Source organism: Arthrospiribacter ruber, from assembly GCF_019343195.1.
Classification (GTDB): Bacteria; Bacteroidota; Bacteroidia; order Cytophagales; family Cyclobacteriaceae; genus Arthrospiribacter; species Arthrospiribacter ruber.
Genome location: NZ_RPHB01000006.1, coordinates 192,219 through 215,098 on the forward strand (window position 1 = coordinate 192,219; position 22,880 = coordinate 215,098).

Annotated in this window: 20 protein-coding genes; 4 read left to right on the top strand and 16 right to left on the bottom strand. The window is 42.1% G+C overall.

Annotated features, from left to right (window positions below):
- Nucleotides 1-33: 33 nt before the first annotated feature.
- A complete protein-coding gene (locus EGN73_RS13740) occupies nt 34-2,625 on the bottom strand; it encodes a M1 family aminopeptidase (RefSeq protein ID WP_219290853.1) in 2,592 nt (863 codons plus the stop codon).
- A 48-nt stretch (nt 2,626-2,673) separates the two neighbouring features.
- Between EGN73_RS13740 and EGN73_RS13745 the strand changes: the two genes are divergently transcribed.
- The 3 genes from EGN73_RS13745 (at nt 2,674) to frr (ending at nt 4,557) form a co-directional block, all read left to right on the top strand.
- The gene (locus EGN73_RS13745; protein WP_219290856.1) at nt 2,674-3,168 is read left to right on the top strand and encodes an acyl-CoA carboxylase biotin carboxyl carrier protein subunit; all 495 of its coding nucleotides are present in this window, start codon (nt 2,674-2,676) and stop codon (nt 3,166-3,168) included.
- A 99-nt stretch (nt 3,169-3,267) separates the two neighbouring features.
- Nucleotides 3,268-3,978, top strand: coding sequence for a UMP kinase (gene pyrH / locus EGN73_RS13750; RefSeq protein WP_219290859.1), 711 nt, complete (start codon nt 3,268-3,270; stop codon nt 3,976-3,978).
- A gap of 18 nt (nt 3,979-3,996) precedes the next feature.
- Nucleotides 3,997-4,557, top strand: a complete 561-nt coding sequence (frr, locus tag EGN73_RS13755; protein ID WP_219290862.1) for a ribosome recycling factor — start codon at nt 3,997-3,999, stop codon at nt 4,555-4,557.
- A 250-nt stretch (nt 4,558-4,807) separates the two neighbouring features.
- On the opposite strand, the gene EGN73_RS13760 is transcribed toward frr, so the two are convergent.
- Both EGN73_RS13760 and EGN73_RS13765 read right to left on the bottom strand, forming a co-directional pair.
- Complete coding sequence (locus tag EGN73_RS13760) at nt 4,808-5,635, bottom strand: purine-nucleoside phosphorylase (protein WP_219290864.1); 828 nt, start codon at nt 5,633-5,635, stop codon at nt 4,808-4,810.
- Between the two features lie 10 nt (nt 5,636-5,645).
- Entirely contained in the window at nt 5,646-6,482 is an 837-nt protein-coding gene (locus EGN73_RS13765; protein WP_219290866.1) for a purine-nucleoside phosphorylase, read from the bottom strand.
- Nucleotides 6,483-6,601: 119 nt separating this feature from the next.
- On the opposite strand from EGN73_RS13765, the gene EGN73_RS13770 reads away from it, so the two are divergent.
- Nucleotides 6,602-7,126: an NADPH-dependent FMN reductase gene (locus EGN73_RS13770; protein ID WP_219290868.1), complete on the top strand. Its 525-nt coding sequence runs from the start codon at nt 6,602-6,604 to the stop codon at nt 7,124-7,126.
- Nucleotides 7,127-7,128: 2 nt separating this feature from the next.
- On the opposite strand, the gene ftsZ is transcribed toward EGN73_RS13770, so the two are convergent.
- The 13 genes from ftsZ to mraZ all read right to left on the bottom strand — a co-directional run bounded on the left by ftsZ (nt 7,129) and on the right by mraZ (nt 22,492).
- A complete protein-coding gene (gene ftsZ / locus EGN73_RS13775) occupies nt 7,129-8,775 on the bottom strand; it encodes a cell division protein FtsZ (RefSeq protein ID WP_219290871.1) in 1,647 nt (548 codons plus the stop codon).
- Between the two features lie 103 nt (nt 8,776-8,878).
- Nucleotides 8,879-10,192, bottom strand: coding sequence for a cell division protein FtsA (gene ftsA, locus EGN73_RS13780; protein ID WP_219290874.1), 1,314 nt, complete (start codon nt 10,190-10,192; stop codon nt 8,879-8,881).
- A gap of 11 nt (nt 10,193-10,203) precedes the next feature.
- The gene (locus EGN73_RS13785) at nt 10,204-10,959 is read right to left on the bottom strand and encodes a cell division protein FtsQ/DivIB (RefSeq protein ID WP_219290877.1); all 756 of its coding nucleotides are present in this window, start codon (nt 10,957-10,959) and stop codon (nt 10,204-10,206) included.
- Complete coding sequence (gene murC, locus EGN73_RS13790; protein ID WP_219290881.1) at nt 10,949-12,343, bottom strand: UDP-N-acetylmuramate--L-alanine ligase; 1,395 nt, start codon at nt 12,341-12,343, stop codon at nt 10,949-10,951. Before murC ends, EGN73_RS13785 begins: the two co-directional genes overlap by 11 nt.
- Nucleotides 12,340-13,422, bottom strand: a complete 1,083-nt coding sequence (gene murG / locus EGN73_RS13795; RefSeq protein ID WP_246611592.1) for an undecaprenyldiphospho-muramoylpentapeptide beta-N-acetylglucosaminyltransferase — start codon at nt 13,420-13,422, stop codon at nt 12,340-12,342. Before murG ends, murC begins: the two co-directional genes overlap by 4 nt.
- 31 nt (nt 13,423-13,453) lie before the next feature.
- On the bottom strand, nt 13,454-14,629 hold the full coding sequence (locus EGN73_RS13800) for an FtsW/RodA/SpoVE family cell cycle protein (RefSeq protein WP_219290887.1): 1,176 nt from the start codon (nt 14,627-14,629) through the stop codon (nt 13,454-13,456).
- A complete protein-coding gene (gene murD, locus EGN73_RS13805; protein WP_219290890.1) occupies nt 14,626-15,978 on the bottom strand; it encodes a UDP-N-acetylmuramoyl-L-alanine--D-glutamate ligase in 1,353 nt (450 codons plus the stop codon). The genes EGN73_RS13800 and murD overlap by 4 nt, the downstream gene beginning before the upstream one ends.
- On the bottom strand, nt 15,979-17,190 hold the full coding sequence (mraY, locus tag EGN73_RS13810) for a phospho-N-acetylmuramoyl-pentapeptide-transferase (RefSeq protein ID WP_219290894.1): 1,212 nt from the start codon (nt 17,188-17,190) through the stop codon (nt 15,979-15,981).
- Between the two features lies 1 nt (nt 17,191).
- Nucleotides 17,192-18,655 carry a UDP-N-acetylmuramoyl-L-alanyl-D-glutamate--2,6-diaminopimelate ligase gene (locus tag EGN73_RS13815; RefSeq protein ID WP_219290897.1) on the bottom strand — a complete coding sequence of 488 codons (1,464 nt, stop codon included), beginning with the start codon at nt 18,653-18,655 and terminating at the stop codon, nt 17,192-17,194.
- Nucleotides 18,656-20,764 carry a penicillin-binding protein gene (locus tag EGN73_RS13820; protein WP_219290901.1) on the bottom strand — a complete coding sequence of 703 codons (2,109 nt, stop codon included), beginning with the start codon at nt 20,762-20,764 and terminating at the stop codon, nt 18,656-18,658.
- Nucleotides 20,761-21,141 carry an FtsL-like putative cell division protein gene (locus tag EGN73_RS13825; RefSeq protein WP_219290904.1) on the bottom strand — a complete coding sequence of 127 codons (381 nt, stop codon included), beginning with the start codon at nt 21,139-21,141 and terminating at the stop codon, nt 20,761-20,763. Before EGN73_RS13825 ends, EGN73_RS13820 begins: the two co-directional genes overlap by 4 nt.
- Nucleotide 21,142: 1 nt before the next feature.
- A complete protein-coding gene (rsmH, locus tag EGN73_RS13830) occupies nt 21,143-22,048 on the bottom strand; it encodes a 16S rRNA (cytosine(1402)-N(4))-methyltransferase RsmH (RefSeq protein ID WP_219290907.1) in 906 nt (301 codons plus the stop codon).
- A 3-nt stretch (nt 22,049-22,051) separates the two neighbouring features.
- Entirely contained in the window at nt 22,052-22,492 is a 441-nt protein-coding gene (mraZ, locus tag EGN73_RS13835; RefSeq protein WP_219290910.1) for a division/cell wall cluster transcriptional repressor MraZ, read from the bottom strand.
- Between the last annotated feature and the right edge of the window lie 388 nt (nt 22,493-22,880).

The window sequence follows — 22,880 nt, forward strand, 5'->3', positions numbered from 1 at the left end:
CCATTTAACCTGATAAAAATCAAGTGATTAATTTTATTCTAAGTAAGGAGAAAGGAAAAACTCCATGTATTCTTTGGCCATTTGATCTTCTTCTGATTCGAAGATCGCTTTAGCTCGGTCAACCACTCCTTCTTCATCAATGAATCCAAACAAAGCCATAAATGCCGCAATCCGGACGTAGGAAGCTCTATGGGTTCCTGCCAAACTCTCCAGTTTATCAATAGCTGCTATTGAGTCCTCGCCCTGTAGCTTGGAAAAATAATCTCCATAGTAACCAATAAAATAATAGAGGGATTGCCCACTTAACCCTTCAAGCTTTCGGTGAAACCAAGGTGCCTGTTCAGTATTTGGGTCAGCAATAAAATAATCAGCGAGCGCTACCAATATTCTAATATTCCCTGAATCTTTAAATCTTCCCGCAATCTCACTCCTGTTTGGATTGTTCTCATTTTCCAAATACACTTGAAGTGCTGTACCTGCCACATAATAAGATGGGTCATTCATCCATCTTAAAAAAGCAGGCGAATACTTCTCAGAGTCGATCTGCCCTAGTAGTTCTATTGCACCAAGTCTAACCGTATTTTTATTATCACTTTCCGCAATTTCAAAAAGCAATTCCTCCAGACCATTAATATTTCCGATCCACTCCGGATTCTGTGCCATCTTCATTAAGGCCATTTCACGGATTGCCCAGAATTCATCTTTGAGCGCTTTTTCAATTATTCCCAATACTTCCGGTGCGCTGGAATAATCTGAGGTCAGGCTATCCAATGCCTCATACCTTGCCACTCCCTTTTGTGATTTTTCAAACTGCTTCAAAAAGTGCTCAAATCCTCGATAGGATTTCATTTCAGCCAATAACACCTTCTCTTCATCTATAAAAAGTAGATCCAAAGGTGAAGGATTTTCCAAAGCAAACTGCTGCCATTCTTTTTCCAAAACAAACTCTTTCTCCAAACGCTCACCTTCAGCGTACCAACTCACTTTAAATGGCAGTCTATATAAAGGTGTATTTTCAAAGTCCTGCCTTTGTGCGACTGTAATCAGTAAGTTTTCGGGCTGAGAATAGTCCACTTCATATTCCAGCACCGGATGACCTGAATCCAAAAACCACTGATTGAAATACCAGTTGAGATCCATACCGGTAACTTCTTCAAACGCCAGCCTCAGGTCATGCACTTCGACACTTTGAAAAGCATGCTTCTTCAGATAGTGAGTCAACGAACCAAAAAAGGCCTTATCACCTAAGTGATTTCTCAGCATGTGAAGGATGCGCCCTCCTTTGGCATAAGAATGACTATCAAACATGTCCTCAGGATCATCATAATAAAACCTGATCAGATCAACTTGTTTTCGCTGCGCTTCTGACAAATATTGCTCCATCTCGGACACGTGGTGTAAGTCTGCTTCATCCCTTCCAAGTTTGTAATCATACCAAAGGTACTCTGAGTAGTTGGCAAAAGCCTCATTCAAAGTAAGGTTGGACCATGATTCATTGGTCACATAGTTCCCGAACCATTGATGGAAAAGCTCATGTGCAATTATGCCATCCCATTCAGAATCGATCGCCTCTCTTTCGTCAAGATTGAGCTCTTCCATAAACACTGAAATAGTAGTATTCTCCATGGCTCCCGAGACAAAATCCCTTACCACTACCTGATCGTATTTTTGCCAAGGATACCTTACCCCGAGCAAATCAGAAAAGAATCCTATCATTTCAGGAGTGTTCCCAAAGACAATTTTAGCCCCTTCAGCAAATTTCTCTTCCACATAATAGTTGACCTGTATATCCTCCCAGCTGTCTTCAATCTCTGAAAACTCACCCACAACCACCGCTGCCAAATATGGCGCATGTGGCAGATCCATTTCCCAATGATCGGTACGGGTACCATCTTCATTTGTAGTCTGGGAAATCAATTTACCATTGCTGATGGTCCTGTATTTTTCTTCAACCGTCAATTTAATATCCTGAGTAGCCCTTTCGTTGGGGGTATCAAAAGTCGGAAACCACTTTGAATTATGCTCGGTCTCTCCTTGAGTCCAAATTTGTGTAGGCTTGTTTTCAGCTTTATCTGCGTTGATAAAATACAAACCCTTCCTATCCGTAATTGCTGCACTGCCTGTTCCCGAGTTTTCATTAGGCATGGCAGTGTACTTAATTTTTACGCGAAGGGTGTCACTGGAATGAAACTCTTTGGGCAGATAGACCGACACTTTTTTCATGTCATATCTAAAATTCAGATCATCTTGGTTTTCTTCCACCAGCATTGAAATATTATGGATTTCAAAATCCTTGGCATCTAAAGTCAGCACTTTCTGTGGAAAAAAGTAAGGCTTTACCGTCAGCACAGCCTCTCCGTTTACCCATTCATTCTCATAATCAAACCTCAGGTCCAAAGAGGTATGAAGAAGGTCAAAATCCCTTGTCCTTGTACCTCTGTATTCTGCAATCTTTGCCTCAAGCTTTTTGACCCTTTCATTTTTCTTTAGATCAACCAAAGAAGTATCCTGGGTGTATTCCGAATTTGATTCCTGCTGCTGATCTGTACTGACTTTAGCCGTCTGACATGACCATGCCACCAGAAATATAAAAACCAGAGAGGCTTTGTAATTGTACCACTTCATAAAAATGATTTTTGAGATTAATCGTATATTGTCCGCAAAATAACGGAAATGTATTCAGCTAGTATCAATAATTCAGTTTTTACTGTCGAAAAATCAAACGGATCAATCAAGGTAAATGATATCTTCTTTCAATGGGACATTACCAAAACAGGGGATTATCATTACCAAGTGGTTTTTGAAGAAAAATCATTCAATCTGGAATTGGTCTCTATCGATCAAGAAAGCAAAACAGTGATTTTGAAGCTTAACAACAAGCCTTGTGAGATTCAGATCAAGGACAAATTCGATCTTTTACTGGACAAGTTAGGCTTAAATATGGCCACCTCCACCGCAGCAAAAGATATCAAAGCACCTATGCCAGGTTTGATTTTCGACATCAAAGTGAAAGAAGGGGACGAAGTAAAGAAGGGAGACCCCGTGCTTATATTGGAAGCCATGAAGATGGAAAACATTCTGAAATCCCCTGGAGATGGGACAGTACAGGCTATCAAAATCAAAAAAGGGGAAAGTGTAGAGAAAAATCAGGTACTTATCCAATTTTAGTGGATCGCTTTTTAGTTTTCTGCCATAAGGCTTTATATTTGTCAGATTTAAAAAGTCAGAATTTTATACAATTCCCTTCCTTATTACCAAAAAAACAAAATGAAATACAAAAGGATATTATTGAAGCTGAGCGGTGAAGCCCTGATGGGAGAAAAAAATTACGGTATTGATTCCAACAGGCTCGAGCAGTATGCCAATGAAATCAAAAAAGTAAAAGATCTGGGCGTAGAAATCGCCATAGTAATAGGAGGAGGTAATATTTTCAGAGGGGTACAGGCCGAAAAAACCGGTATAGACAGGGTGCAGGGAGACTACATGGGCATGTTAGCCACTTTGATCAATGCGATGGCCCTGCAAAGTGCCTTAGAACAAAGTGGAATGTTTACCAGACTGATGTCAGGTATCAAAGTAGAAAGTGTCTGTGAACCATTTATCAGACGACGTGCCATCAGGCATTTGGAAAAAGGAAGAATTGTGATTTTTGGCGCTGGAATCGGCAATCCATATTTCACAACTGACTCTACAGCCAGCCTAAGGGCAATAGAAATAGAGGCAGATGTGGTACTAAAGGGAACCAGAGTGGATGGAGTTTACACCGCTGATCCTGAAAAAGACAAAAATGCCACCAAGTACAACACCCTTTCTTTCCAGGAAGCTTACGAAAAAAACCTCAACATCATGGACATGACCGCCTTTACGCTATGTCAGGAAAACAACCTGCCAATAGTGGTGTTTGACATGAATAAAACAGGCAATTTGGAAAAGTTAATTACCGGAGAAGAAATAGGAACTTTAATAACTTCAAATTAATCCAGAACTATAAAAGACATGGAAGAGATTCAACTTTACCTGGAAGAAGCAAAAGAACTCATGCAAAAAGCAGTAGATCATACTGCTGGAGAATTGGTCAAAATCAGAGCAGGAAAGGCTATGCCAAACTTGCTTGATGGCATAATGGTATCTTACTACGGAGCCCCTACACCTCTGCAGCAGGTATCTTCTGTAACTACACCTGACGCCAGAACGCTTACGATCAAGCCTTGGGAAAGAAACCTCATCGGTGAAATTGAAAAGGCAATCATCAATTCCGATCTTGGACTCGCGCCTCAAAACAATGGAGAAATCATCATTCTCACCATTCCTCCTTTGACTGAGGAAAGAAGAAAAAATCTTGTAAAGCAGGCCAAACAGGAATGTGAGACAGGAAAAATTTCAGTTAGAACAATCAGAAAAGATACCAATGAGTCTCTCAAAAAACTTCAGAAAGAAGGAGTAGCAGAAGATGAAGTGAAAAGAGCTGAAGAGAAAGTTCAAAAACTAACGGATCAATATATTGCCAAAATCGATGAACTTTTGGAGAAAAAAGAAGCTGAAATTATGACCGTATAAATTCAGAGGAATTTAATAATATGTATATCCGCAATCATACCAATAACCAATTTAAATAAGGGCCTAGATCAATCCGATACTAATAGATATAGGATATTTATTGATATTGGCTAGAAATCATAGGTTTGTTTCTTTATTTAGGTTCTACTGGTAAGAAAGCGGGTAATCATGTTTAATAAAAAAGGCTTTCAGTAATCTGAAGGCCTTCTTTTTGTTTTTTGTCTGGCTGTAAAATGTTAGGTGCTAAGAATTAAGGAAGATTACTTTTCACCAAATCGACAAGCTTTACACCCGCTCTTCCGGCCACTTCCACTACCTCTTCATGGGTGAATTCTTTGGCAGATTTAGGGATACTTTCATTTGTAATTACAGAAATAGCCAAAACCCTTATCCCCATTTGGTGGGCACAGATGATCTCAGGAACAGTACTCATCCCTACTGCATCTCCTCCAATGATCCTTAAATAATTGATTTCTGCTTTGGTCTCAAGATTCGGTCCTGTTACTCCTACATACACACCGGATTTCAAATTATATCCCAATTCCAAAGCTGATTCCTTGACTTGAGCACTCCATTGCTCATCAAGGGGGGCAGACATATCAGGAAACCTCGGACCAAGTCTATTATCATTTTTTCCTCTTAGCGGATTGGCCGGAAGCAGGCTTATGACATCTTCTATCAACATAATATCTCCTGCTTCAAAATCGGCATTTAGACCACCTGCTGCATTGGTAACTACAAGGTTTTCTACTCCTAAAAGCTTCAATACTCTTAATGGGTAAACCACTTGGGACATTCCATATCCTTCATAGTAATGAAATCTCCCGTTCATAATCCAAAGCCTTTTGGAATCTATCTCAGCCATGACGAGCTCACCTGAGTGTCCAACTACAGTAGAAATCGGAAAATGGGGAATTTCACCATAAGCAAACCTTTTGAGTATGGTTAGGTGATCCATCAATAGACCCAGGCCAGAACCCAGTACAATCGCAGTTTTTGCAGTTTCCCCACTATGATTTTTCAAAAAATCACAGGTCTCCTGCAAGTCATCCCAAGAAAACGCTTTCACATCAGTCATATAAATCAATTCACAAAGTTGCTATCAGTGACTTTATGATCGTTCCCATTCCGGGTTCGGCAATGGCCGCCGCAGCAAGAACTTCTTCAATTTTTACTTTCTTGATGTTTCCAGGAGAGCAAAGATCAGTGATGGCCGAAATAGCAAAGACAGGAAGATCCATATGCCTTGCCACAATCACCTCTGGAATCGTACTCATACCAATGGCATCAGCACCTATAGTCCTCAGGTATTTGTATTCTGCTTTGGTTTCCAAATTCGGTCCTTGCACAGCAGCGTACACTCCCTGATGAACTTTCAGACCATTGTCTTCAGCAATATCCATGGCCTTTTTCACCAACGAGAGATCATATGGTTCTGACATATCCGGAAACCTGACACCAAATCCATCTAAATTCTTCCCTCTTAAAGGGTTTTCAGGGAAAAGGTCAATGTGGTCATTGATGACCATTAGCTCTCCTATTTTGTAATCTGGATTCAGTCCTCCGGCTGCATTGGACACAAATAGATGTCCTATACCCAACTTTTTCATGACACGGACAGGAAAAGTAACTTCTTTCATGGAATATCCTTCATAGTAATGAAACCTGCCCTGCATGGCGATCACAGATTTTCCCGAAAGTTTTCCGAAAATCAATTTTCCTTTATGGCTTTCAACAGTGGAAACAGGGAAAAATGGGATTTTGTCATATGGAATTTCATGGAGGATTTCGATCTGACTGATCAGCTGACCCAGTCCGGTACCTAAAATAATCCCCACTTCTGACGGCTGGTCAAACTCTGAGATAATGTATTCTACCGCATGTCCTATTTGTTCCAAATAACTGATTGTTGGTTCTTGTCTCATATTAAATTCATCTAAAATTGGAAGGATTTTGATTCAGCTAAATAATTTTCTACAACTTACGAAACTAAATAACAAACCTGTTTGTAGTGTAGCTGCAATAATTTAAGAATTCTATTTCGATGATAAAGATAATAGTAGGTACCAACCGTAAAAACTCTCTTTCCCACAAACTGGCATTGATCTATCAAAATAGCCTGAAAAATTTAAATACTGATGCCGAAATTCTTGATCTTAAAGATCTCCCTCACGACTTTCTGTTTTCAGCTCTATATGAAAACAATGGGAAAAATCCAGGATTCAATGATTTTCACAATAAGGTAAAAGAAGGAAGTAAGTTTGTCTTTATCGTTCCGGAATATAATGGTTCTTTTCCAGGAATATTAAAAGCATTTATAGACGGGATGACTTACCCTAATGCATTTAGAAATAAAAAATGTGCCTTGGTCGGGCTCTCATCAGGAATAGGCGGGGGTGGCATCGCTTTGAGCCACCTCACCGACATCTTCCATTACCTGGGAATGCATGTACTTGCCTTCAAGCCAAAGTTGGCTAAAATAGAAGACAGTTTGTCAGATAACCTGCTCACCAACAGGCTGTACATGGAATTACTTCAGACCCAAGCTGAAATGCTGATTGATTTTTAGTATCAATCTACATTATCGTGAAGAAACTTATTGTTCTTCAAAAACTCATTTTCATCAGTCAGATTGAATCTGGAGAGGTTTCTCTCAGAGCTGTGCTGCACATCTGAAAGCTTCACCTGCTTTCTGACATATGCCGGAGTCTCTAATTTTTCCTTGAAATCCTCAGTATTCTGTGAATGATTACTTCTCATATTTTTTAGCTTTTCAAATCGCTCATAAGCTTTTTGAATCGCCTTTTGTCTTACCTGCTCATAATAGTCATTGCCAAAGGCAGGCTTTACTTCTTCCTGACTTTCAGCCTTGGGCAACTCTGGTGCCTGCTCCTCCTCTTCATCTAATTTGTAGACTATCTTTTCCTCTGGCTTTTCGACAGATACGATTTCAAAGTTTTCTTCTTCTTCTTCAATTTCCTCTACCTGTACAGGCTTTACTTCAGGGGCTTGCTCTTTTTCTACCGACTTCACCGGTTCAGCTTTTTGGGCATGATCGTTGGCTACAGGGATAGGCCTTTGGAAAGTGAAGGTGTAAGATTGGCCTGGATTGACACTTTCTTCAACATTGGAAGTTTTGCCGGATTCCAGGTCGATTACCTTGATGGTTTTTTCTTCCACAACTTCTTCTGTTTTAGCTTCAGGAGCTGGGGCAGCTTCTTTTCTGGCAGGTGAAGCTGTAGTCAGTTTATCCATTTCGAAACCTGTAGCGATAACAGTAACCCTGATTCCTTTTCCTAGATCCTGATCAATACCCTGACCAAAAATCACTTCTGCTTCTTCTCCTGCTCTCTCCTGGATGTATTCAGTGATTTCACTCAATTCATCCATAGAAAGTTCGTCATCCTCTCCAGACATAATAGAAAGAAGGATTTTCTGGGCACCTCTAATATCTACATTATTGAGTAGTGGGGAAGCAATGGCTTTTTCGGCAGCTCTGATTGCTCTGCCTTCTCCCTCTTCACTTGCTGAACCCATTACAGCAGCTCCTGCATCTTTCATCACGGTTTTAACATCTTCAAAATCCACGTTTACATCCTGATGTACTGTGATGATTTCAGCAATTGACTTGGCCGCAGTAGTCAAAACATTGTCCGCTTTGGCAAAAGCTGATCTGATGGCCAGATTGCCATAAATTTCTCTCAATTTATCATTGAGAATCACAAGAACGGTGTCGCAATTTTCACGCAAAGACTCTATACCGGACTGAGCAGATTGCATCTTCTTCCTACCTTCAAAAACAAAAGGTGCTGTCACTATTCCTACAGTAAGGATATCCATATCCTTTGCGATTTTGGCAATCACCGGTGCAGCACCGGTACCGGTTCCACCACCCATACCAGCAGTAATAAATACCATCTTGGTATTGTCGGATAGTAGTTCCCTTATGTCTTCTTTGCTCTCAAGAGCAGCATTTTTCCCTTTTTCGGGATTAGCACCAGCTCCCAAACCTTCGGTAAGGTTGGCACCTAACTGAAGTCTCAATGGAACCGGGCTGCTTTTCAATGCCTGTGCATCCGTATTCACTACTACGAATTCTACATCCTTAATACCCTGGTTATACATGTGGTTCACAGCATTGGAGCCGCCACCGCCTACGCCTATCACCTTAATGATTGACTTGTGGTTTTTTGGTAAATCAAATTTGTACTCTTTCATGTTATCTGACATTTATTTATGTGTTGGTGAATAAAATTTTCATGGTTTAAATTTTCAGGGAAATGAAAAGCACTGCTTTTCACCTCCCCCAATATGATAAGCCCTAGTAATTATTATCTTCTGCGATATCATCCGAGATCATATCTTTTAGTCTGTTTTTTATATTGGAAAATATCCTAGTACCGAAATCCCCTTTATTGGTTTTTACCTGCACTTTGGTCCCTTCACGTTCATATCTCTGCTTGTAAGTCTCTTCCCTTTCGTCGAAGGATTTAAATCCGGCCAGTACCAACCCTACTGATGTGGCGTACATGGGACTTTTGATCTCATCCACTTTACATTTGCCTAAATGTTCGTTCGGATATCCGATACGGGTATCCAGTCCAGTCATGTATTCAAATAGTTGCGCCACGCCTGACAGAAGTGACCCGCCTCCAGTCAGTACAATACCGCCAGCCAGTTTTTTATAATGACCACTTGCTACGAGTTCATTTTGCACATGCTCAATGATTTCTTCCATTCTCGCCTGAATGATGGAAGCCAGGTTTTTGATTGATATTTCTTTTGGCGGTCTGTTTCTCAAGCCGGGAATAGATACTATTTCATTGGGATTCGCCTCTTCAGAGATTGCTTTTCCAAATTTTGTTTTAAGAAGCTCAGCTTGATGATGAAGCACCATACATCCCTCTTTGATATCTGTAGTGATGATGTTACCCCCTAGAGGAATCACTGCTGTATGCCTGATGATGTTGTCATGGAAAATCGCAATATCCGTAGTACCCCCACCGATGTCTACTAAGCAGACACCTGCTTCCTTGTCCTCTTCACTCAATACAGAAAGAGAGCTGGCAAGTGGTTCCAGAATAAGGTCTTTTGAAATAAGGTCAGCGCGCTTGATACACCTATTGATATTACTGATTGCTGTAGATTGGGCAGTGATGATGTGAAAGTCAGCTTCCAGTTTGCAACCGGACATACCAACAGGATCTTTGATACCATCTTCGTAATCCACAGTGTAATCCTGTGGCATTACATGGATAATGGTATTACCAGGAGGTACTACTATGTTTTCCATGTCATTGGAAAGCCTTCTGACATCTTCGATGGTGATCTCTCCCTGACTGGGATTACACATGATACTACCATGATGAACTGAACTCCTGATGTGCTGCCCTGCAATACCTACTATCACGTTTGCAATATCCACTTCAGCCATATCAGAAGCATCTGATACTGCTTTTTGAATGGCATTAACCGTCTTGTCAATATTGGTCACAATACCACGGATCACTCCGTCTGATACTGCCTTTCCCACGCCCAGCACTTCGAGCTTATTGAATTCGTTTTTGCGTCCAACAATCGCACAGATTTTGGTAGTCCCAATGTCCAGTCCTACAATAAATTTGTCGTTTTCCATAGCATCATCAATTATTCACAAACAATCTGACCTTTATATTTTACATTCACCCTGCTGTATGTATTCCACCCTTTTACCGGCAAAATCTCATCATAAAACAGGTTGATCTTTTTAAACTTCTCTTCAAGATCCGCGGCATCTCCCAACTCTATCACTTGCCTTCCCACCTGCTGATGCAGCCTGATATCTGATTTTTTTTCCATTTCCAACTCTGTGATCTGTGCCCTCCAAAATTCATCCCTGTGGATAAACTGGATCAGTTCTAACAGCTCTTTATGATCGGTATTCAGCTCCTTTTCCTGCAAAAGCTGCTCGGCATATTCCCCATAAAGCAACAATACCCGGGTCGTGTACTGTGGCGAGGTTGGCAAAATCAGGCCCTCTGTAGAAATGTAACCATCAGCCGCTCTTGGCCTGACTATTCTGGCCATCGGCACATGCTGCTCCACCTCGATCTTGATATTTCCTTTTTGGTCTGAATACACTTCTGCATTTTTCACAAAAGGATGTTTCTCTACCTTTCTTTCAATCTGATTGAGGTTCAGTTCTAAGAAAGACACTCCTGATTTCATAAGAGGAAATTCCACATACAACTGCTCCAATAGATCCGCCTCATCCACGAAATAGACATCTGCAACAGACTTGATGGAGATTTCCACTTCTGAAAATTTCCTTTCTGCATGCTTTTTTTCCACGAAGCCTATAAAGCCAACCAAAATCAACAGCAGAAAACTGACCCCCAATATTTTCTTCAGTTTAGTTTTCATAGGTTTTCATCAAGTTTGCAATAGGTCCTACCAATCTGTCAATATCTCCGGCACCAATCGTCACCAGTAACTCAGGCTTACTTTTGGCCAGATAATCCAACAAGTTCTCCTTGGTCTGAAGTGACTTATTAGCTGATCCTATATCCTCCAGCAACATGGCCGAATCAACCCCTTCTATGGGAAGCTCCCGTGCCGGATAGATATCCAAAAGCAGCACTTCATCCGCCAGGGAAAGACTTTCAGAAAATCCCTTCGCAAAATCCCTAGTCCTCGAATACAGGTGCGGCTGAAACACTGCAGTCAATTTATAATGTGGATACATAGCCCTCACCGAGCTCAAAAATGCCCTGATCTCCTCAGGATGATGGGCATAGTCATCTACATATACCTTTCCTTCTTCCTGAACATGGATTTCAAACCTCCTTTTCACTCCCTTGAAGCTGCTCACGGCTTCCTTCACCTCTTGAGGCTTTACTCCCATAGTTAGGGCAATGGAAATCGCCGGAAGGATATTTTCCACATTATGGAATCCAGGCATACCTAATTGGATATCTTCCAAAGCGCAATTTTCGTCTTGATAGTCGAATATGAATGCACCGGCTTTAGGCCTGATGTTAAGCGCTTTTACTTTACCTGAATTGATACCATAAGAAATGACTGCCAGGGATTTGTTAGGCTTTTCAATCTTATGCAATGCATTGGACTGGATATATAGCCTGCCTTTTGGAGCAATCAACGCTATAAATTTTTGGAAGCCTTCTACAAGATGATCGGGATCGCCATAAATATCCAGATGATCGGGATCCACGCTTGTCACTACAGCAGTATCAGGATGAAGATGGAGGAAAGACCTGTCAAATTCATCTGCTTCCACTACTACTGTAGCTTGACCTTTGGCCTCATCATGTAAAATCAGATTGCTTTGGTAATTCTGGGTTACACCTCCAAGAAATGCCGCTACGTTTTTACCCGTATGCTTTAAGATATGTGCGATCATACTGGAAGTGGTCGTTTTTCCATGAGTTCCTGCTACGGCGATGGTCGGCATATCTTTGGTGATCATTCCCAATACCGCAGCTCTCTTTTGCAATTCAAATCCATTATCCCTGAAGTAATTGAGCTGAGGGGAATCTGCCGGCATAGCGGGAGTCCATACGATAAGGCTATTGGCCTTATTTTCTCTCACCCTTGCAGGAATCTGCTCTACCAAATCATCAAATGTTACCTGCATGCCCTCTCTTACCAACTCCTCAATCAAAGGTGAAGGGGTACGGTCATAGCCAGACACTGGTATCCCGACATGGTTAAACCACCTTGCCAAAGCACTCATGCCTATTCCTCCTATTCCTAGAAAGTGGACGCTATGTAAGCCCTTCAGTTTCATCCGATAATTCTTTCCAATGCTTCTATTATTTCCTCGGCCGCATTTTCTTTGGCCATATTTCTAATATTTTTTCCCAGTTCTTCCGCTTTTCCCTTCTTTTCAAAAAGCGCATCGACTGTTGCTTTTACCTGTCCGACAGCCTCATTGTCTCTTAATAAGATGGCTGCATTTTTCTGTACATAAGCCATGGCATTTTTGGTCTGATGGTCCTCTGCCACATTGGGCGAAGGAATAAAAACCACGGGTTTTCCTACCAAGCTCAATTCAGATACAGAAAGCGCTCCAGCTCTGGATACAACCACATCAGCAGCTGCATAAGCCAGATCCATTTCTTTGATAAATTCTTTCACATGAATGTGCTTCAGTCCGGACCCTTGAACCTTCTGCTCCATTTCTCCGAAGTAAAACTTGCCACATTGCCAAAGTACCTGGTATCCAGAATCCTCAAAAGCTTTCATGTCATATAAGATCGCTTGGTTGATGGTCCTAGCCCCCAAACTACCTCCCAACACCAATAGAGTTGTTCTGCTGGAATCTAGTCCAAAATGGCTCAGGGCCTGTTCTCTTTTGCCTTCTAGATTCAGAATATCTTTTCTCACCGGATTGCCGGTATAATTGATTTTTGACTTTGGAAAAAACCTATCCATCTCCGGATAAGCCACGCAAATGGCTTTAGCTTTTTTGGCCAATAGCTTGTTGGTAAGTCCAGCATAGGAGTTCTGCTCTTGGATCAAGGTGGGAATCCCCTTTCCCTGAGCCACATACAAAAGAGGGCCACTGGCATATCCTCCCACTCCTACCACCGCTTCAGGCGCAAAATCTCTAATCAATGCTTTGGACTTATTGAGGCTTTTGAGCAGCTTAAAGGGAAAGCTGAGATTGGATAGGCTCAGACTCCTCTGAAGTCCAGCAACTGGCAAGCCTTCAATTTTATACCCTGCTTCCGGCACTTTTTGCATTTCCATTTTTCCTTCTGCCCCAACAAATAGAACCTCTGCTTCAGGATACCTTTCTTTCCAGGCATTGGCTATAGCAATAGCTGGATAGATGTGGCCTCCTGTGCCTCCTCCGCTGATCATGATTCTATATGTCTTTTCCGTTTTCTTCACTTTATGCTGTTTGAAATACTTTCTTGGAGCGGTTTCCCTCTACTACTGTATCCACCGAATCTTCATGATCTCCCCTGCTTACACTTAGGATAATCCCCAAGGAAAACCCTGTAAACAACAAGGAAGTCCCTCCCATACTCAAAAGTGGCAATGGAAGTCCCGTCACCGGCCCTATCCCAACAGCCACACCCATATTTACCATGGCCTGAAGCACCAAAGCAAAGCTCAGACCTGCAGACAACAGACCTCCAAAAGGTTTGGTCGAAGATGCTACTATTCTCATACCTCTGTAAAGCAAGGCCAGATAAAGAAAGAGCACCGTTCCTCCACCAATGAGCCCATATTCTTCGATGATGATGGCATAGATAAAATCAGAATAAGGGTGAGGAAGTGAATTTCTTTGTTCTGATTTTCCCGGCCCCTTTCCGGTAATTCCTCCTGTACTGATGGCTATATAAGATTGCTCTACCTGATACTGCAAAGTGTCATCTTTGGACATGTAGTTTTCTATCCTCGAAAAGAAAGTAGCCCCTCTTTGACCAACCATAGCGGAGACAGATATAAACAAGGCACCGAATAGGACGCACATGATCAAGTACTTACCGGGAACCCTGCCGATAAACATCAATAAGAAGCAAGTGAAAAAGAGCAACAGGGCCGTGGACATATTGGCAAGTCCGATCAACATGCAGATCAAACCTATTACCAAAATGATCGTGAGAAAGGACTTTTTCAATTCTTCCAAGCTCTTTTGCCTCTTGGCAAGGATACTGGCCAAAGTGGCTATCAGACCAAGTTTAGCAATATCTGATGGCTGAAAAGCCTTGTTGATGATCGGGATATTGATCCACCTGCTGGCTTCATTCAGATTGGTACCAAAGAAGTAAGTGAAAATCAACAATGGAATAGAAATAACCAGCAAAAGCCTGCCCACCAAACCGTACCATTTGTAAGGCACCTTATGGGCAACCCACATCACCAAAAGCCCTCCAAAAACCATCATAGAATGGTCAAAAAGGTACTTTTCGGTATTTCCTCCCTTGAACTTATAAGCCAAAGAACCAGTAGCCGAGTAAACCACCAGAATACTGATGATGGACAGCAGTATCACGATACCCCAAATGATGGGATCCCCTTTGAGGTTTCTATCGATCCATGATTTAAGTGCTACTATCATTTTCTTTCTGATTTTAATTCACCCACAGCCGCCGAAAATTGCTGCCCCCTATCTTCATAATTTTTGAACAAATCAAAGCTGGCACAGGCAGGAGACAAAAGGACTACTTCCCCTTTGCTTCCCAATTCCAATCCCCACTTTACTGCTTCTTCAATTTTTGTGGTTTCCCTGATTTCATTGATCCTGCCATCAAAGGCTTCCTTCAATTTTTTATTATCCTTTCCAAGACAAATCAGTGCTTTGATCCTGTTGTCTATCAATGGTAAAATCTCAGTGTAATCGTTGCCTTTATCGACTCCACCTGCAATCCAAATCACAGGCTGTTCAAAACTCTCCAGGGCATATTTGGTCGCATCTACATTGGTCCCCTTACTGTCATTGACAAAGCTTATCCCGTCAATAATACCTACAGGCTCCATTCTGTGGGCAGCATTTTTGAAATCCATCAAGCCTTCCTTAATACTGCTTTCTTTCACTCCGGCCAACGTCGCAGCCAAAGAAGACATCATAGCATTCAGCATGTTGTGCTTGCCTTTTAGCACTATTTCTTTTGGATTGATTTCGATGGTTTTTCCCGGGGTGGCAATCTTGATGTTCAGACCATCAAAATATCCCCCTTTTGGCCCTTCCGACACTGTTGAAACCGGATAAGGGTCAGCAAAAAGCCCCCTTGCCTCTAAGGCTTCCCGGATCAATGTGCTGTCTTGAAGGAATATTGCGGCGTCATCATTTCCCATTCTCTTGAAAAGAGAAAGTTTGGAAGCTACATATTTTGAAAGGTCATAATCATACCTGTCCAAATGGTCAGGGGTGATATTGGTAAGGATGCCGATTTTCGGTTTCAAGGTCTGCAGGCCATCCAACTGAAAGCTACTCATTTCCAGTACCCACCAAGCATGATCTCTATCAACCAACTGTCCTGCCCAACTTTGACCAACGTTGCCGGCCAAACCCACATCAAGACCTCCTTTTTGAAGCAAATGATAAGTCAATAGGCTAGTCGTTGTCTTTCCATTGGTACCGGTGATTCCGATTATCTGTCCTTTCGAATGCCTGCCGGCAAACTCAAGCTCATCAATGATATTGATTCCTTTGGCGATGGCTTTTTGGACTATGGGAGCTGTAAGTGGTATTCCCGGACTTTTGATAATCTCATTGGTACTCAAGACTTCAGCCTCTGAGTGAGCTCCTTCTTCAAATGCGATTCCCTTTTGAATCAACTGTTCTTTTCTGGACATGGAAATCTGACCCATATCGGAAACCCATACGGTATAGCCAAGTTTATGCGCAAGCATTGCTGCTCCAACACCGCTTTCTCCTGCTCCCAATATGACGATCCTCTTCTCCATTTATCTCAATTTCAATGTTGCCAAAGTGATGATTGCCAATAGAATCCCTATAATCCAAAACCTCACGACGATTTTGGATTCATGAATATTTTTCTTCTGATAATGATGATGCAAAGGTGACATGAGGAATATCCTCCTGCCCTCTCCATATTTCTTCTTGGTGTATTTGAAATATCCTACCTGAAGGATCACTGAAACATTCTCGATAACAAAAACCCCACAGAGCACAGGAATCAACAGCTCTTTTCTCAATGTCAGAGAAAGTACTGCGATCACTCCGCCAAGCATCAGACTGCCTGTATCTCCCATAAAAACCTGAGCCGGATAGGCATTGTACCATAAAAACCCAACACATGCGCCTACAAATGCAGCACAGAAAATCACCAACTCTCCTGAGTTAGGGATGAAAAACACATTGAGGTATTGGGAGAAAATGGCATTACCTGAAATGTAGGCAAAGATAGCAATGGCCAGACCTATAATGGCCGAGGTCCCAGCTGCAAGCCCATCTATTCCATCTGTAATATTGGCCCCATTTGAAACAGCTGTGATGATGAAAATTACCAAAATTATATAGAGAAAAGGGGTAACCTTTTCTCCAAAGAAACCCAAAAATGTCTCATAATTGAGCTCATTGTTTTTCATGAAAGGGATGGTGGTCTTTGCAATTTTCACATCCCTGTAAGCGGGAGTTTCAACCACTCCTTCTTCTATAGAAACTGGGTTGGTAAACTGCCTCACCACTACACCCTCATGGAAATACAGGGTAGCCCCTACAATGATACCAATAGTAATCTGACCTACTATTTTGAATCGGCCAGCCAGGCCTTCTTTATTTTTCCTGAATACTTTAATGTAATCATCCAAGAACCCTATCGCTCCAAGCCACACGGTAGTGATGAGCAACAAAATAATATAGATGTTGTAGACATTGGCAAAAAGAAGGGTAGGAATAATGATACCTGCAATGATCATAAGGCCTCCCATGGTTGGGGTTCCCTTCTTCTCCTGCTGTCCGGCAAGGCCAAGGTCTCTTACCGTCTCTCCTATCTGCTTGGCACGGATCCAGTCGATGATGTTTTTCCCAAAAGTCACCGTAATGATCAAGGACAAAAGCGCTGCCATACCTGCCCTGAAGGAGATATAGCGGAACACCCCTGTCCCAGGGATATCCAACACGCCGTCCAAATAATCAAAAATCGGATATAACATATTATTCTTTATTCAAAAGTTGAAGCATTTCATTTACTACTTTTCTATCATCAAAAGGGTATTTTACACCTTTGATTTCCTGATAAGTTTCATGGCCCTTTCCTGCCACTAGGATGATATCCCCTTTTTTTGCCATCACCACAGCGGTCTTGATCGCCTCTCTTCTATCTGAGATGGTAAGGGTCTTTTTGAAATCCACAGGATTGATTCCTGCTTCCATTTCTTTAAGAATTTCATCTGGGTTCTCGTCTCTGGGATTATCAGAAGTAAGGATCACTTTTTCACTAAATTGGGCAGCAATTTTGGCCATGATAGGCCTTTTGGTTTTGTCCCTGTTTCCGCCGCAACCCACTACCGTAATCACCTGCTCACCACCGGTCCTGACACCGGAAATGGTTTTCAGCACATTCTCCAAGGCGTCAGGAGTATGTGCATAATCCACAATGGCAGTAATACCGGATACAGTCACTTTGTCAAATCTTCCCTGAGCTCCTGGTACTTTTGACAGCTGCATGAGAACTTCCTCCTCTTCTTCTCCAAGAAGGACCGCTGTACCAAACACCGCCAAGAGGTTGTATGCATTGAATTCGCCAATCATTCTGAACCATACCTGCTTGTTGTTGATATCCAATTCCAAGCCTTCTATGGTATTGGAAAGTACTTTTCCTTTGAAATCAGCAGGATACTTCAGACCAAAAGTCTGGTGGGTGGCTTTGCAATTTTGAAGCATGACCATGCCTCTTTTATCATCTGCATTTACCAGAGCAAAAGCAGATTTGGGCAAATCGTCGAACAGCTTCTTCTTGGCTTTGATGTACTCATCAAAAGTCCCATGGTAATCCAGATGGTCATGGGAAATGTTAGTGAAAATTGCCCCATCAATACTCAGTCCCGCAGTTCTTCCCTGCACAATGGCATGGGAAGAAGCTTCCATAAAACAATGAGTGCAGCCTTTATCCACCATGTTCCTAAGTAAAGACTGTATAGAAACTGCATCAGGAGTGGTATGCGTGGAAGGGATTACTTCTTCATTGATTTTGTTTTCTACGGTAGAAAGCAAACCAACTTGATAGCCCATTTCCACAAACAACTGAAACAGAAGCGTGGCGGTACTGGTCTTTCCATTTGTACCGGTAACCGCCACAAGCTTCAGCTTTTCAGATGGATTTTCGAAATAATTAGCAGCCATAATGCCCAAAGCCACATTGGACTGTGAAACTTGCACATATGTGACATGGTCATGCAGTTTTTCGGGTAGCGTCTCACACACGATGCTGGTAGCACCATTGCCGATCGCTATCTCAATAAAACTGTGTCCATCCACTAGTGTGCCCTTGACTGCTACAAAAACAGATTGAGGTATTACTTTTCGGCTGTCAAAGGAAAGCCCACTCACCTCCCTGTCCATGTCACCCACGGTAGAGGTAAGAGAAACTTTGTACAATATGTCCTTCAACACCTTCATTTATCCTAATATCAAATTGATCACATGATTTTGCTGTACAGGAGATCCCGGGGAAATGGATTGGTTTTTCACCCTTCCTTTTCCTTGGTAAATCACCCTCAGCCCTTTGTTTTCCAGCACATAAAGAGCATCCCTCAAAGGCAAGCCACTTACATCCGGCACCACTGGGGATTCTGTCTGATTGGCCTGCCACTGTATGGACCTATCCATTGACTTGGACCTGACGTATCCCTCATTCACTCCATTGGCATGATTGGAAATTCCAAACTTGTTGCAGATCAACTGCAATTCATCTACTTTACCAGCTTGGATATATGGGAAATCTGATGTTTGCTGGGCCAGGTAAACATCTGCCGGAGTTTTTTTATTGAGCCTCAAGTCCTGCGCATGGATTTTGTCTGCGATTTCTTTGAAAACAGGAGCAGAAATATCTCCTCCGTAGGCATTGAAACCTTTTGGACTATCTATCACTACAATGGCGGAATACTTTGGATTGTCTGCCGGAAAATATCCCACGAAAGAAGTATAATACCTTCTGGTATACCTTCCTTCTTCAAGTTTTTGGGCAGTACCTGTTTTTCCGGCAATTTTATACTGATCATTATGAACATTTTTGGCAGTTCCATTTTTCACCACGCCCTCTAACAGTTCCTGCAGTTGTTTGATCGTCTTTTCAGATGCGATGCTCTTTCTCAGCACTTCAGTCTGAAAGCTCTTCTGAACATAATTCCCTTTAGCAATAGATTCGACAATCATTGGCTTTACCATCTTACCATTATTGGCCACTGCATTATAAAGTGTCAATGTATGCAATGGCGTCAGCTTGGTCTCATAACCTATAGACATCCAAGGCAAAGTGGTGCCATACCAGTTCTTTTCTCCAGGTTTTTTAAAATAGGGAACACCTTCACCTTTCAGCTGGAAGTCCAAAGGCTTGTCCAAACCGGCCTTTTCAATATAGGACATGAATTTTTTCGGATTGTGCCCAAAGCTCTGATCCACAAGCTTGGAAATGCCTATATTTGAAGATTTTTCAAAGATTTCCCTGACGGAGATTCTGCCATAGCCACCTGTTTTGGCATCTGTCATTTTCCTGTCATAAAACTGGAAAACTCCGTCTCCGGTATCTACTGCATCATTGAGATTGACCTTTCCTTCTTCGAGAAGTGCCAACATGGACATCAACTTAAAAGTAGAGCCTGGCTCAGTCAAGCCTTGGTCTCCTATCGCATAATTGTAACTTTCACTGTAGCCCCTGCCATTCTTGTTTTTTTGAAGATTGGCCAGCGCTTTGATTTTTCCAGTGGCTACTTCCATGACGATGACCGTACCAAATGCAGCGTCCTTTTCCATAAGCTGCCTGTACAAGGCAGACTCTGCGACATCCTGAATGTTAACATCCAAAGTGGTGTGTACATCATATCCATCTTCCGGTTTGATATCTTCCGCATTGAAAACCGGCTTCCAATAGCCACCGGCAATTTTTTGGAACATTGCCTGCCCATTTTTTCCTTCTAGGTAATCATTAAAGCTGTATTCTATCCCTGCACCATATCGGTCTTCATTCAGAAATCCGACTGTTCTGCTTGCCAATGAATTGAAGGGCCTGTACCTTTTTTCCACTTTTTCGAAGATGACTCCTCCACCCATTCTCCCTTTGTTGAAGATAGGCCAGGTGCTCATCATCTGCATGTCCTGATATCCAATCTGCTTTCTATTGAGAATAAGGTATCTTTTACCATTGCTTTTGGCATCGGTGATCATTTTCTTGTAGGAAGCTTTAGACCGGTCTTTGTAGAAATCTGCCAATAATCCTGACAATTGATCAATACCTTCATTGAACACGTTGGTCTTGGCAACAGTAGGATCCAACACTACCCTGTAAAATGGTAAAGAGGTTGCCAGTAGACTTCCATCTGCCGCATAAATATTTCCGCGGGTAGCACTAACTTGTCTGTATTTAAAATTAGCAGATTCTGCCTTTGCTGTCCATTTCTCACCTTCCACAAACTGTAAGCGCACAATCTTAAACAAGATCGCACCGGCTATCAGGGCCACTATCAAAAAAGCAAGCCTTACCCTTAGCACTATGGAACGTTTGATATTCACTTCTTCAATTTGATTTTTACCGGTGGTTCATTGATTTCTTCTATCCCAAGAGGCGCTATTTTTTTAACCACTTCTGACTGCTTGCTACTGAGCATGTACTCAGCTTCCAGAGTAGTCACATCTGCACGGATGTCCTCCACTTCCTTTTGCATGATCTCAATTTTGCGGACCATGTTTTCGGCGCTGTGGTTACTCCATATATATATGAGTGCCAAAAGAGCTACATATAAGAATGGCGGAACAAACTGAACAGGAACACCATCACCCAAAACCCCTGACATATTGAGCTTCTCTTCAATCAGGGTAAAAAGGTTCTTGCCACCTCTATTGGAGGAATTTCCCTTCTTAAGCTTCTTTTTGAAAGTGTTCTGGCGCATTTTATAGTTTTTTTGCTATCCTCAGTTTAGCACTACGTGCTCTGTTGTTCAATTCAATTTCCTCTTTGGAGGCTATCACTGCCTTTCTTGTGATCGGCTCTAGTGGTCTTAGAAGGTTTCCAAAGAAGTCCTTCTCTACTTCTCCCTGAAATTTGCCCTTGTTGATGAAGTTTTTCACCAACCTATCTTCCAAAGAGTGATAACTCATGATCACCAATCTGCCTCCGGGCTTTAGGACTTCTACCGTCTGTAGCAGCATGTCTTCCAAGGCTTTCATTTCATCATTTACTTCAATCCGAAGTGCCTGAAATACCTGAGCGTAATATTTGAAGTCCTTTCCTCTGGGCGCATAGCCCTTCAAAAAAGACTTGAATTCCCCGGTAGTACCAAAAGGCCTGGAAGCCCTTTCAGCGACCACAGCCTGTGCAAGTGTTTTGGCATTTTTGATTTCGCCGTAAATGCCGAATATCTTGTGCAGCTGCGCTTCTTCGTAAGTATTGAGCACCTGCTGCGCAGTAAGCTCAATGTCGCTGCTCATTCTCATATCCAAGTTGCCGTCAAATCTGGTAGAGAACCCTCTTGTTGGTTCGTCGATCTGATGGGAAGAAATCCCCAGATCAGCCAGAATACCGTCGACTTTTGTAACCCCGTATAGTCTGAGGTATTTTTTAAAATCCCTGAAATTGGCAGCCACAAAGGTGAACCTGTCATCTTCCGGTACATTGGCCTCTGCATCAGCATCCTGATCAAAGCCATACAAATGCCCTTTGTCCAAATGCCGGAGAATTTCTTTGGAATGACCACCCCCACCAAATGTCAGATCCACATAGGTACCGTTGGGGTCAATAGCCAAGCCTTCAATGCAGGGGGCTAGCATTACTGGGATATGGTAGGGAGAAGCTGTCATGACTTACGAGAGATATTGATCCATCAATTTTGACAACTCCGCCTGATCGACGACAACATTCTGACGGTATTTCTCCGGACTCCAAATCTCCACAAATCCACCTAACCCTATCAGGATGGCATCCTTTTCTATACCTGACCAGCTAAGAAAAGTCTTGGGAATCAAAAATCTCCCGGCATTGTCCAACTCCACTTCAGTCATACTTTCAAAAAAACTCCTTTTGATAAGCCTTTGCACAGGATCTCTGTCCGATAAAGCAGAAACCTTGTGCAACAATTTTTTAAACTCAATCTGGGTATATAGCGCAAGACAGCCGTCGTCACCTTGACGCAGAATCAGCTCGCCACCATTCGACTCTGGAATTGCCGCCTTCATCTTGGCAGGCAAAGCCAGACGTCCTTTGGCGTCGACCTTACATTCAAACCGACTTTTGAACATTCCCATGGGCTTATCTTGAGTTTGCTATAAATACAAAAGTAAGAAAAGCATCCACACATTCCACCACTTCTTCCCACATTTCTCCACTTTTTTATAAAACTATCTAAAAGTTTGAATTATCACAATGTTTTCAAAAAAAAATCACAATAATTTCACTTGAAGATCAGGCAGTTGAAAACCTTTTCCCAATAGGAAAAATTGGCCTATTTTGGCCATAAAAGCACAAAATTCCATTCATAAATAAGCTACTTCGTCTACTTTCTACCAAACCTATGAAATGATGGAAAAAAGTGGGAGAAAATCCCAAATATTTTAACTTTTCACACCAAAACCGGTATGTCCTTATTCAAGTTAACCTACAATACATCCAATAAAAACCTTTCGTGGAACTTTA

What these genes read in the sequence shown, in the direction of transcription:
- EGN73_RS13740 (WP_219290853.1), bottom strand. Translation starts at nt 2,625, where the DNA reads ATGAAGTGGTACAATTACAAAGCCTCTCTGGTTTTTATATTTCTGGTG.
- EGN73_RS13745 (WP_219290856.1), top strand. Translation starts at nt 2,674, where the DNA reads ATGTATTCAGCTAGTATCAATAATTCAGTTTTTACTGTCGAAAAATCA.
- pyrH (WP_219290859.1), top strand. Translation starts at nt 3,268, where the DNA reads ATGAAATACAAAAGGATATTATTGAAGCTGAGCGGTGAAGCCCTGATG.
- frr (WP_219290862.1), top strand. Translation starts at nt 3,997, where the DNA reads ATGGAAGAGATTCAACTTTACCTGGAAGAAGCAAAAGAACTCATGCAA.
- EGN73_RS13760 (WP_219290864.1), bottom strand. Translation starts at nt 5,635, where the DNA reads ATGACTGATGTGAAAGCGTTTTCTTGGGATGACTTGCAGGAGACCTGT.
- EGN73_RS13765 (WP_219290866.1), bottom strand. Translation starts at nt 6,482, where the DNA reads ATGAGACAAGAACCAACAATCAGTTATTTGGAACAAATAGGACATGCG.
- EGN73_RS13770 (WP_219290868.1), top strand. Translation starts at nt 6,602, where the DNA reads ATGATAAAGATAATAGTAGGTACCAACCGTAAAAACTCTCTTTCCCAC.
- ftsZ (WP_219290871.1), bottom strand. Translation starts at nt 8,775, where the DNA reads ATGAAAGAGTACAAATTTGATTTACCAAAAAACCACAAGTCAATCATT.
- ftsA (WP_219290874.1), bottom strand. Translation starts at nt 10,192, where the DNA reads ATGGAAAACGACAAATTTATTGTAGGACTGGACATTGGGACTACCAAA.
- EGN73_RS13785 (WP_219290877.1), bottom strand. Translation starts at nt 10,959, where the DNA reads ATGAAAACTAAACTGAAGAAAATATTGGGGGTCAGTTTTCTGCTGTTG.
- murC (WP_219290881.1), bottom strand. Translation starts at nt 12,343, where the DNA reads ATGAAACTGAAGGGCTTACATAGCGTCCACTTTCTAGGAATAGGAGGA.
- murG (WP_246611592.1), bottom strand. Translation starts at nt 13,422, where the DNA reads ATGATCAGCGGAGGAGGCACAGGAGGCCACATCTATCCAGCTATTGCT.
- EGN73_RS13800 (WP_219290887.1), bottom strand. Translation starts at nt 14,629, where the DNA reads ATGATAGTAGCACTTAAATCATGGATCGATAGAAACCTCAAAGGGGAT.
- murD (WP_219290890.1), bottom strand. Translation starts at nt 15,978, where the DNA reads ATGGAGAAGAGGATCGTCATATTGGGAGCAGGAGAAAGCGGTGTTGGA.
- mraY (WP_219290894.1), bottom strand. Translation starts at nt 17,190, where the DNA reads ATGTTATATCCGATTTTTGATTATTTGGACGGCGTGTTGGATATCCCT.
- EGN73_RS13815 (WP_219290897.1), bottom strand. Translation starts at nt 18,655, where the DNA reads ATGAAGGTGTTGAAGGACATATTGTACAAAGTTTCTCTTACCTCTACC.
- EGN73_RS13825 (WP_219290904.1), bottom strand. Translation starts at nt 21,141, where the DNA reads ATGCGCCAGAACACTTTCAAAAAGAAGCTTAAGAAGGGAAATTCCTCC.
- rsmH (WP_219290907.1), bottom strand. Translation starts at nt 22,048, where the DNA reads ATGACAGCTTCTCCCTACCATATCCCAGTAATGCTAGCCCCCTGCATT.
- mraZ (WP_219290910.1), bottom strand. Translation starts at nt 22,492, where the DNA reads ATGGGAATGTTCAAAAGTCGGTTTGAATGTAAGGTCGACGCCAAAGGA.